The organism is Synechocystis sp. FACHB-383, from assembly GCF_014698605.1.
In the GTDB taxonomy this organism is placed as follows: domain Bacteria; phylum Cyanobacteriota; class Cyanobacteriia; order Cyanobacteriales; family Microcystaceae; genus Synechocystis; species Synechocystis salina.
In genome coordinates this window covers 1-11,086 of the sequence record NZ_JACJTJ010000033.1, presented here as the reverse complement: position 1 = coordinate 11,086, position 11,086 = coordinate 1, and the positions used below count along the sequence as shown (strand labels likewise).

Below are 11,086 nucleotides of genomic sequence, written 5' to 3'. Positions count from 1 at the left end.
TTTAAAATACCGATAATAATCGTGTAGAATAACTCAGAATTTTGCCTCTGACTAATAGCACCTTGGAGAGATTTGAGTTCATAGTGAATGGACCTCCTGTATCACAACAAGCTCGTAGACGTGAACGTCTCAGGGCGTGGAAAATAATGGTGCGGGAAGAAGCGGAGAAATACTGGCCACCAGAGCAAAAAGCAGCCATTGGCCCAATCATGCTGAAAATAACCTATTTTTATGATTCTGTTGCTATAGATGTGGACAATATTGTCAAGCCAATTCAGGATGCCATAATTGGATTAGCTTACATTGACGATGATCAAGTTACTGACGTTCTTGTCAGTAAGCGGAATTTGTTAGGTAACTTTAGAGTAGAAAACATGACACCGACTCTAGCAGAAGGATTTTCCCGTGGAAACGAATTTTTGCATATTGTCGTAAGTGAGGCTCCTGATCAAGAGGTAGTTATCTAATGACAATCCCAACTGCAAACCTAGAAAGAGAGCGATTACTGCAACTAGCGGAAGAATATCGTAACAAGGGATACGAGATTTTTTTTCATCCCAATTCGGAAGATCTACCTCATTTTCTTAGGAATTATCGCCCTGATATGATTGTACGGAAGGGAGATGAAGCTGTGATCATTGAGGTTAAGTCTCGTAGTTCACTTAATTCTTCCTCTAGACAATACTTGCAGAATCTAGCCCAATCTGTGGAGCAGCATTCTGGTTGGCGACTTGAGTTAGTGATGACTAATCCAGAGGATTATGTGTATTCTCCACAAACTGAAAACTCCCTTCAAGCACCTGAAATAAAAACAAAACTACAAGTGGCGAGACAACTTGTAATACAACATCCGGAATCAGCTATTCTCTATTCCTGGTCTCTTGTTGAGGCAACCCTAAGGCTTATTGCAGAGCACGAAGAGATTAGTTTACAAGGGCTTGATCCACTTTATCTAGTCAAACAATTAGTAACGAAGGGAGTTATTTCCCGTCCTGAGTATCAGTTACTCATGGATGCGCTTTCACTACGCAATAAAATTGCCCATGGTTTCAAAACGTCCCAAAGTGCATCAGAATTTGCATATCAGATAATCAATGCAACGGAAGAACTACTAAAAACCTTGGATGTTGATGTCAAGGGTTGCTAGTAAATTCATGCTATCAGTGGGGGCAGCGATTGGGTTAGCCGATACCAAAACACCACCTCAAATATGTTTAGTATGAAAAGACTCAACAAAGAGTTGGCTGGGTTGACATAACCGGAGAGAGAATTGTGGCCAAGCTAAACTCAAGATTAGCCAAAGACGGTTTTCCCCATCCTAACCCAGGTAGCCAGGGCCGACCCATTCTCGTTAGAATGCCACTGGAAGCCTAGCGTTGGCAACATTTGGCCATTTATCCCAGGACTCCCCCTCAAACCGTGCCGCTGTTGGCCCCGATGGGAACCAGCAAGCAAAACTAAGTAATTATTAAAACTATTAATTATGTCTCCAGTCCCCACGCCCGTTGCCACCGCCGAACAAGATCGCGATGTAGTGGTGATCGACGCAGTGGTGGAAGAAATTCGTCCTCCCCGTTTACCCAAAAGTCACCTGGAAGATTTGGGACCTGTGAGTGATATGTTCCCGGAAAGTTGGGAATATAACCCAGATTTGATCATGGAATTTTATCGTAAGCGGCCGTTGCAGGTGTTGGGTCGTTTAATTAATATTTTGTTTCCCCTACTCCAGTTTGTCCTGGGCATTTGGTGGGAAAAATTGAGGGGCAAAGACCCCACTGTTTCCAGAGCTAAGGCTATTCAACTGCGGGAATTATTAACTAACCTGGGCCCCACCTATATCAAAGTTGGTCAAGCCCTTTCCACCAGGCCTGATTTAGTGCCGCCGGTTTTTTTGGATGAGTTGACAACGTTGCAGGACCAATTACCTTCCTTTCCCAACGAAGTTGCCTATCGTTTTATTGAAGAAGAATTGGGGGCACCCGCTGGGGAAATTTATGCAGAATTGTCCCCGGAGCCCATTGCCGCTGCCTCTTTGGGACAAGTGTATAAGGGTAAGTTAAAAACTGGAGAAGACGTAGCAGTCAAAGTACAAAGACCAGATTTAGTTAAGCGCATTACCCTGGATATTTACATCATGCGTTCCCTCTCCCTCTGGGCCCGGCGATCGGTGAAAAGATTGCGCTCTGATTTGGTGGCCATTACCGATGAATTGGCCAGTCGGGTATTTGAGGAAATGAACTACTTCCAAGAGGCGGTTAACGCAGAGAGATTCGCCCAACTGTATGGCGGCTTGCCGGAAATTTATGTGCCTAGCATCTATTGGCAGTACACCGGGCGACGGGTTTTGACCATGGAGTGGGTGGAAGGAATTAAGTTAACCAATATCAAGGCGATCCAAGCCCAGGGTATTGATGCCACCCATTTAGTGGAAGTGGGAGTCCAGTGCTCCCTGCGGCAATTGTTGGAACATGGTTTTTTCCACGCCGATCCCCACCCTGGCAATTTACTGGCCATGGCCGATGGGCGTTTAGCCTACCTGGATTTCGGCATGATGAGTACTATCCAGCCCTATCAACGCTATGGTTTGATCGAGGCTGTGGTCCATTTGGTCAATCGAGATTTCGACTCTTTAGCTAAAGATTATGTCAAACTAGATTTCCTTAAGCCAGATACGGATCTAAAGCCAATTATTCCAGCCCTTAGCCAGGTTTTTGGTAATGCATTGGGGGCCAGTGTGGCGGAGTTGAATTTTAAGAGCATCACCGATCAAATGTCGGCCATGATGTATGAATTTCCTTTTCGGGTGCCGGCCTATTACGCCTTAATTATTCGTTCCATGGTCACCCTAGAAGGTATCGCCATTGGCATTGATCCCAACTTTAAGGTGTTGAGCAAAGCCTATCCCTATATTGCTAAAAGATTGTTAACGGATCAATCAGAAGAACTACGCACTTCTCTGAAGGAATTACTGTTTAAAGAAGGCAGTTTCCGCTGGAATCGTTTGGAAAATCTATTGCGTAATGCCAAAAATTCCCCTGGATTTGATTTTGATTATGTGCTTAATGAAGCAACGGAATTTTTACTTTCAGACCGGGGACAATTCATTCGCGATCGCCTAGTGGCAGAATTAGTGAACAGCATTGATCTACTGGGGCGCAATACTTGGCAACAGGTTAGCCACAATATCCAGGAAAGGATTGGTTTTCTGGGCGAGCTAGGTAATGGCAACGGCAAGGCTCATCAGAACAAAACGATCAAAGTTGCTCTTCAACCCGCCATCGCTCAACAGGAGGAAACTTGGCAACATCTGCAAAATCTTTGGCAAATTCTTAAAGATACCCCTGGTTTTGACCCCCTCAAGTTTGTGCCGGTATTGAGTGAGATTATTGTTAACCCCACTTCCCGTCGCATGGGGCAACAGGTGGCGGAAGGACTACTGCAAAGGGCGATCGCCAGGGTGATCCGGCAATGGGCCCTGGCCTTGGAAAGTCAGCCCAACCCAGCTATCAAAATCCGCAATGCTGCCTAGGTGATGGTTGCCATCGATTGCAGCCAAAATTTTGCTGGGGCAACATCAAGCCAGGGCCGGTCAATGCGACAATGGGAGGCTACGTCCCCAAATTGCCTTGGTAATGAGTCTGAATTGGATTAGTCGCGCCGATCGCCTACAAGCCTTACCCCCTTACGTTTTTGCCCGCCTTGATGAGTTGAAAGCTAAGGCCAGGGAACAGGGCCTGGATTTGATTGACTTAGGCATGGGTAATCCCGACGGCAAGGCCCCCCAACCAATTATTGAAGCGGCGATCGCCGAGTTGGGAAACGCTGAGTCCCACGGTTATCCCCCCTTTGAGGGCACCCAAAGTTTTCGCCAGAGCATTACCCGCTGGTACGCCCGCCAATATGGAGTAGATTTAGACCCCGATTCCGAGGCGTTACCGTTGATCGGTTCCAAAGAGGGTCTTGGTCATTTAGCGTTGGCTTATGTTAACCCAGGGGATCTAGTACTAGTACCCACCCCATCCTATCCGGCCCATTTCCGGGGCCCCCTGATTGCCGGAGCAAAAATTTATCCCATCATGTTATCGGCGAAGGATAACTGGTTAATTCAACTCGATCAAATTCCTGAGGCGATCGCCCAACAAGCCAAAATTCTTTACTTTAACTATCCCAATAATCCCACCACCGCCACGGCTCCCAGGGAATTTTACGAAGCGGTGACCGACTGGGCCCGCCATTACGAAATTATGCTGGTCCATGACCTCTGCTATGCGGAATTGGCCTTCGACGGTTATCAGCCCACGAGCTTGCTAGAAATTCCCGGCGCCAAGGATTTTAGTGTGGAATTCCACACCCTTTCTAAAACCTATAACATGGCAGGTTGGCGGGTCGGTTTTGTGGTGGGCAACCAGGAAATTATCCAAGGTTTGAGAACCTTAAAAACCAACTTAGATTATGGTATTTTCCGAGTCGTACAAAAAGCGGCAGAAACGGCTCTGAGTTTACCCGAAAGTTATATTGAAGTGGTTAGAAAACGCTATCAAGAACGGCGGGATTTTGTTATTAGTGGTTTAAGTAAACTGGGTTGGGCCATTACCCCCTCCCAAGCCACCATGTATCTTTGGGTTCCCTGTCCGGTGGGCATGAGTTCCACTGATTTTGCCCTTACCGTATTGGAAAAAACCGGCGTGGTGATGACCCCCGGCAATGCTTTTGGAGAAGGGGGAGAAGGCTACGTTCGCCTAAGTTTAATTGCCGACAGCGATCGCCTCGGGGAAGCTTTACAACGCATTGAACAGGCGGGTATTCGTTATAGTTGAGTCAATTAGTTAACGGTCAAATCCCCTGGGGAGCAAAGTAGATGGTTTTAGCCGCCACCAAAGTACCAACCCTTTCCCTGGAATCCTTCTTGGCCCTGCCGGAAACCAAACCGGCCCAGGAATATTGCCGGGGCATTGTTACCCAGAAACCTATGCCTAAAGGTAAACATAGCCGACTACAAAGTCGTTTAGCCCGAGCCATTGACCAGGTTACGGAAGAGAAAAAAATTGCCCTTGCTTTAACCGAACTTCGTTGTGCCTTTGGCGATCGATCCATTGTGCCGGACATTGCCGTGATTCGTTGGCAAAACTTGCCTTTGGACAGTGATGGTGAAATAGCAGACAGGTTTGATCGTGCCCCGGATTGGCTCATAGAAATTCTTTCCCCGGACCAGTCAGTCACCCTGGTGATGGAAAAAATTATATTTTCTCTCAAAGCCGGCACAGAATTGGCGTGGTTAGTGGATCCTATGGCTAAATCCATTACGGTTTTCACGGCCAGCCTACCCCAGGTGTATTTAGCTGAAACTGAAATTCAAGAATCCCTAACCGTTTTTGCTGAGCTTGAAAATTGGTCCATTACCGCCGCCGAGGTGTTTGATTGGTTAAAAATTTAGCATGGCTTAACTGCCTAAATTTTAAAGCAATAATAATGCTGTCAATGTTGCATCGATTGATTAAATCATTTTTAATTACCATTTTTGTACTTATATGTCTCGTTGGCTTTTCCGCCCAGGCGATCGCCGGAGAGGCAAATTTGCTATGGCAGGGAGATGGGGGTTACCGAGTTCAAGTCCATGTCATTTACCCAGATAAATTTACGGACAAGTCGACAAAGATAGTACGAGCGACAGGTTTGCAAACACCGCAAAACTTGACAGAACTAACCGTGCAAATTGTTGATGATAAAGGTCAAATTCTGGCAAATTACAATAATGTCAATAATGGCCTAGTAAAGGGGAATGATTTTTTGCAATTCCGATTTGACCCCATTAATAAAGCCATTAAAGGCTGGCTTGACATCGGTGGAGCAGGAGCCAATGATTATTTTCTAAAGGGTCAACCGGACGCCAGTCTGGATCTTTTTCATCTGGATGAATATGGTAATGAGTTTAAAATTGACCATAACAATGGTGCAATGGACATTAGAGCTGGTTTTTAAGATAAATATCAAGAGATAATACGAGAGACCATAATGGGAGTCAAGACACCATAGATTGTATTAATCTCCTACAGTCACAGTACCCATATCATAAATACCAGTTTTATCGGCCGGAATCTCAAAGCGAATGGTCCGGGGAGGATCACTGAACAATTGCAATTCATACTCCCCTGGCCCCAGCCCTGTCAGCGCAAATCGTCCCGCCCGGTTAGTGAACAACTCCAAGGGCGACCAACTGGGATCGGATAAGGACCTAACTTGCCCCACTTGAAGAGCAATGGGTTCCCCTGCTTGATCCACCAAAGTTCCCCGCAAAAATACGGTGGATTCCGTACCCACTGTGATTAAAGTGCCACTTTTATAGCTAGGCAACAAATTAAAGACGGCATTGCCCAAGTCATAGCCAAGGGGCATATTAGGAGCGTCCACCCGCATGGTGGTTAAAGTATAGGAGCTTAGATCCGGCACTACCCCGGGCCCGACATAATTAGCTTCCGCCACAGGACCGTATAAACCAGGATTGATTAATACTAGCTGATCAGCAAAATTGGGGTTACGGCTAAAAATGACGAAGCTATCCCGCACCGGTCGACTCCAGCCAAAACGTCCATCAGCATAAACCAAGGCCGTACCAAAATTTAAGTTAGTGCGATGACTGGACTGGTCATAGTCATGGTTAAGATTAATATCCCCCACAAAGCCTCGGTAAGTCAGCCCTAGGCCAGTGCCAAAATAGCCGGGATTGGGATTATTACTCAAATTAACGGTGGTGTTAACGCTGTTGTATTGGGCGGGACTACGGGATGTCCAAGTCAGGGTGCTGGCCTGTTCCCGTTGACTGCTTAGGTTACTACGGGCCGTGAGGGATTGGAACTGGGAGGTTTGCAAAAAGTTGAATAATACCTGAGTTTCTGTTTGTCCCGACTGGTCTAAGCGATTATTCAGGGTCAAATTAACTTGTAAACCCCTTCCCAAATTAGTGGTGAAACCGATCGCCGCTCGGTAGGCATTGGGCTGGCCGAAACTACCAAGCTGATAACCCAAACCGAGGTTAATACCCAAACCATCGATTAAAGTTTGACTGTAGTTGGCTCCAAAAGACCAGGAAATATCATTGGTGGCAGTGCCGAAAAAGTCCAATGGATCCGGGGTAAAGCCGATGGGAAAACTACCAAAACGCTGAAAATAGGGGCCCAAATATTCCACTTCCAAACCAAAATTAGGTAATCGGGCTTGGTTCCCCCCCAGGGCCAAAAATTGATACCGTAGTCGGAAGGCATGGTCTAAACCGTTGCCATCATTCTCCAGGGCCGCATCCCAACCAAAGTTGCCCACGGAAGTGGCCAGGGTGCCTTCCATGCCAATCACCTGCTGGGAACCTGCCGCCTGTAGATAACCCCCCAGGGTGAGGGTAGAAGTAATTCCCTGCCGGTAAAAGCCGCCAATAATGGGCCGGGAAGTGTCATAGTTACGCACCCCATTGGTGGTGTAGGCCGGGACCCCTACCCCCAAGCCAAATTGATTCAAGCCCACCTCCAACAGATCCGTCGCCAGGGGCGCTGAAAAGGATAGCTCCTCCACTCGCCCCGCACTGTCGGTAATTTTCACCGTCACATTATTGAGCCCCGTATTCAGCCCAAAATTACGAATATCTTGAGGCCCCGCCGGTAATTGTAGGGTTTGCCGCAAAAGCCCATTGACAAAAATCTCCACCCTGGCTGGACTTTCCAGCAAAAATTCGAACTGCCCTGTGGGCCTAGTAGTCAAATAGGGCTGGAGGGAAAAATTGCGGAACATCGCAAACCCTACCATGGGCACAAAGGACTGATAACTGCGGGCGGTACTAAACAGATCACCCAAAACATAGCGGATGGCATTATCCGGATCATCCTTCACCAAACGAATATCGGAGCGAGTCCAGGGATTATTGCTCTGCTCAGCAAAACTAGCACTACCTTCGAGAACCCAGCCTTGATAATTAAGAGCCCCTTCTACGCCCAAATTCAGGGCTTGGCGGCCCAAATCACCGGTGCCATCCCAGGCATAGGGTTGGGTCCCAATTAAGTTGACAAAACCACTGAAGTTACTGGGACGTAGGGCTGTGGCGGCCCCTGGGGGAAGTTGTAAATTACCGGAGCCATAAACAATAGTTTTACGGAGATTGGGGGGAATAATAATCCTCAGTTCTAGCAACTGGTCATTAAAGGTGGCATCTAAACCAACACTTTGCAGAGCCGCCAAAGTTAAATTGCCGCTGTTGTCCACCAAATCAGCCAACCTTGCTTGTATATCAGGTCTGGCATACTCTTCCATTTTCGACAACAAAGTAGAGGCAGTGATTTGTAGGCTACTGCTCCCTCCCAGGGAAACAAACACCACAATTTGTCCCTGTTGTAAATCGTTGATGAAAAACGGTGCCACCAACCGTTGTACCCCAGTGGGGCGGGGTCGACCGAATACCCGTTCGAATAAATCATCCTCATTGCCCAAATTGGCTGGTGTCGGCTCAGAAGGTGTGGCGGTCTGGTTATCTTCCTCTGTTTGTCCCTGCTCTGGAGGTGTGGTTTCCATCACCGGAGTTCCCTGTCCTAGTAATAAATCCACAGCAAAATCGGGAGGGGTAAAATCAGCACTAAAAGTTTCTGCCCTGGCAGACTGAGCTAGGACTAGCCCGACGACAGTGATCAGGCCGTTGCTCCAAATAATTGCTAGTACTGTCGAGTAGAATCGAAACACCATTGACCTAGATTAGGGCCTGTCAGCAAAGTCTAACAAACAGGTTTTCCCTGGACGGCGATCGCCAAAATGTGAGGCGAATACTGCCCCAGTCACCTTTTAAAGCAAAGTTGTGGGCTAAGCACCACGTCAAATCCAGAGCCGCTTGGGAATAACCCTGCCGAAAAAATCTTGGGCTTCGATTAAAATTTTGTCAAGAAACAAAGCGGGTAGGGGGAATCGAACCCCCAACTAAAGCATGGGAGGCTTTCGTTTTACCACTAAACTATACCCGCGCAAGACCTCCACCATATTAAAACATTAGGGAGCCCCCGCCTAGATGGAAAGCGGAAAATTCCATCATTGCTTCGTTGTAATGCAAGTAGTCGTTCCTCCACTATGACTTTAAATTCAAAAAGATTACTACCCAACCAAGATTTCCAACTTCATGTCACCGGATTTAGCCTCATTAAAAGACAAAAAAGCCTAAAATTGGAAATATTAGTCGAATTTTCGTTCAATTTTGGCTATATCTGGGACTAAAACTAAATATTGCTCGGCTTTAGGTAAAAATGGTTATTTATTGCAGAATTCGTGGAAGTTAGCTCAGTTTACACGAAAATTGATGCAGCCAGGACAGCATAATTTGCACTATGCTCATCATAATTTCTGCTTAATCTTTACTTTAGAAACTGAACTTAACTAACTATAAAAATGACAGTATCAGCCCCAATGGAGAACGTGCCAGGCAAAAGCCTGCAAAATTACATCGATGAAACTCCCCCCCGTCCCCTTAGTGCTATGCAATGGCGCATCTGGGCCGCCGCCGCCATGGGGAAGTTTTTTGAGGGCATAGTTGTTTTCACCACCGGAGTGGCTTTGCCCTTAATTGAAAAAGATTTTGGACTATCTTCAGACCTCAAAGGCTCAGTGGCCGCCGCCAGTCTCTTTGGCATTTTGATTGGAGCATCCCTATTTGGGAATCTAGCCGATCGCCTGGGTCGGAAGTTAGTTTTCGTTCTGGAAATGATGCTATTTTCCCTATTCATTGCCCTAACGGCCGTGGCATGGAGCCCAGGAACACTAATTTTTTTCCTTTTTTGTGTAGGTATTTCCCTGGGGGCAGACTATCCCACAGCCCATCTAGTGATCTCAGAAGCTATTCCCAGTCGTTACCGAGGCCGCATGGTGCTATCGGCCTTCAGCTTCCAATCCCTTGGTTCCCTTGGCGGAGTGTTACTGGGGTTGGCAATTCTCGATATTGACCCCCAAATACAATCTTGGCATTGGATGTATGGAATTCTGGTCCTTCCAGGCATTTTGGTTACCTTGTTGCGTATGACCCTGCCCGAAAGTTCCCATTGGCTCATGGCCCGGGAGCGCTGGGGGGAGGCTAACCGTTCCGCCACTTTGTTACTCAAACGTCCGGTTAGAATCACTGCATTATCGCAATCAGAACAAAAAGTTGGGAAACAACGCCACAAAAATTTTCGGGATTTATTTTCACCCCGCTACTTCCGGGCCACAATTTTGACTGCGGTTCCCTGGTTTTTACAGGACCTTTCAACCTACGGCATTGGCATCTTCACTCCGACTATCCTCGCTACCCTATTTACCCAGAGCTCTCCAGATTTAATTACCCAGGATTTAAATGCGACGGCGGGAGCTAGTGTGATAGACATATTTTTGGTAGTTGGTTTTCTGGTTTCCATTCCCCTGGTGGACATTATGGGCCGAATTTCCTTACAGATTATTGGCTTTATTGGCTGTGCTGTGGGGTTGAGTATTGCCGCCCTCTCCACCAATGTGCCCCCCACCCATGAATTGAAAACATTACTGATCTTCGGTGGATTTATGATTTTCAACTTTATGAATAACCTAGGGCCCAATGCTATGACCTACGTTTTAGCAGGGGAAGTTTTTCCTACGGAGATTCGAGGTGCTGGGGCGGGCTTTGCGGCCTCTTTTGCCAAGGTGGGGGCTGTCATTACAGCTTTTTTCTTCCCGGTTTTACAACAACAAATTGGCACCAATAACTTACTCTACTGCTTGGCTGTTGCGGCCATGCTAGGGGCATTAATTACCTTTATTTTTCGTATTGAAACCAACGGCAAAACTTTGGATGATGTGGGACAGGGACAGCGAAGCAATCTAGCTTAATGAGTGCCGGTTATTTTTTATAGATAATTTAACCAAAAATAGGATAATCAACACAATTCTTGTAAAAAATGTTGCCAGCTTAATTTTATTTCAACTGGTCATAAACTTCTTTCACTGCGACCAGAAACGTTGAATGGTATTTATGTGCCACCGAAAAATAAGCAGAATAACCCTATAGCAAAGCAAATTCATCACCTTAGTGCTAACTCCCTTAGCCAGTGTACATAGCTTA

8 protein-coding genes and 1 tRNA gene are annotated in these 11,086 nt (G+C 46.6%); 7 read left to right on the top strand and 2 right to left on the bottom strand.

From position 1 onward, the window contains the following. Positions 1–83: 83 nt before the first annotated feature. The 6 genes from H6G45_RS09690 (at position 84) to H6G45_RS09665 (ending at position 5,979) form a co-directional block, all read left to right on the top strand. Positions 84–467, top strand: coding sequence for a RusA family crossover junction endodeoxyribonuclease (locus H6G45_RS09690; RefSeq protein ID WP_223342107.1), 384 nt, complete (start codon positions 84–86; stop codon positions 465–467). Beyond that, positions 467–1,147, top strand: coding sequence for a hypothetical protein (locus H6G45_RS09685; RefSeq protein ID WP_190598244.1), 681 nt, complete (start codon positions 467–469; stop codon positions 1,145–1,147). The genes H6G45_RS09690 and H6G45_RS09685 overlap by 1 nt, the downstream gene beginning before the upstream one ends. Positions 1,148–1,483: 336 nt before the next feature. Beyond that, positions 1,484–3,529: an AarF/ABC1/UbiB kinase family protein gene (locus tag H6G45_RS09680; protein WP_190598243.1), complete on the top strand. Its 2,046-nt coding sequence runs from the start codon at positions 1,484–1,486 to the stop codon at positions 3,527–3,529. Positions 3,530–3,632: 103 nt separating this feature from the next. Continuing rightward, positions 3,633–4,817, top strand: a complete 1,185-nt coding sequence (locus H6G45_RS09675) for an aspartate aminotransferase (RefSeq protein ID WP_190598287.1) — start codon at positions 3,633–3,635, stop codon at positions 4,815–4,817. Positions 4,818–4,858: 41 nt separating this feature from the next. Then, the gene (locus H6G45_RS09670; protein WP_190598242.1) at positions 4,859–5,434 is read left to right on the top strand and encodes a Uma2 family endonuclease; all 576 of its coding nucleotides are present in this window, start codon (positions 4,859–4,861) and stop codon (positions 5,432–5,434) included. Beyond that, positions 5,419–5,979 carry a hypothetical protein gene (locus H6G45_RS09665; protein ID WP_242018120.1) on the top strand — a complete coding sequence of 187 codons (561 nt, stop codon included), beginning with the start codon at positions 5,419–5,421 and terminating at the stop codon, positions 5,977–5,979. The genes H6G45_RS09670 and H6G45_RS09665 overlap by 16 nt, the downstream gene beginning before the upstream one ends. A gap of 60 nt (positions 5,980–6,039) precedes the next feature. On the opposite strand, the gene H6G45_RS09660 is transcribed toward H6G45_RS09665, so the two are convergent. Continuing rightward, on the bottom strand, positions 6,040–8,718 hold the full coding sequence (locus tag H6G45_RS09660) for a fimbria/pilus outer membrane usher protein (RefSeq protein ID WP_190598241.1): 2,679 nt from the start codon (positions 8,716–8,718) through the stop codon (positions 6,040–6,042). A gap of 201 nt (positions 8,719–8,919) precedes the next feature. After that, positions 8,920–8,990: transfer RNA gene (locus tag H6G45_RS09655), tRNA-Gly, on the bottom strand. 418 nt (positions 8,991–9,408) lie between these two features. Between H6G45_RS09655 and H6G45_RS09650 the strand changes: the two genes are divergently transcribed. Next, positions 9,409–10,854: an MFS transporter gene (locus H6G45_RS09650; RefSeq protein ID WP_228016843.1), complete on the top strand. Its 1,446-nt coding sequence runs from the start codon at positions 9,409–9,411 to the stop codon at positions 10,852–10,854. Positions 10,855–11,086 lie beyond the last annotated feature (232 nt).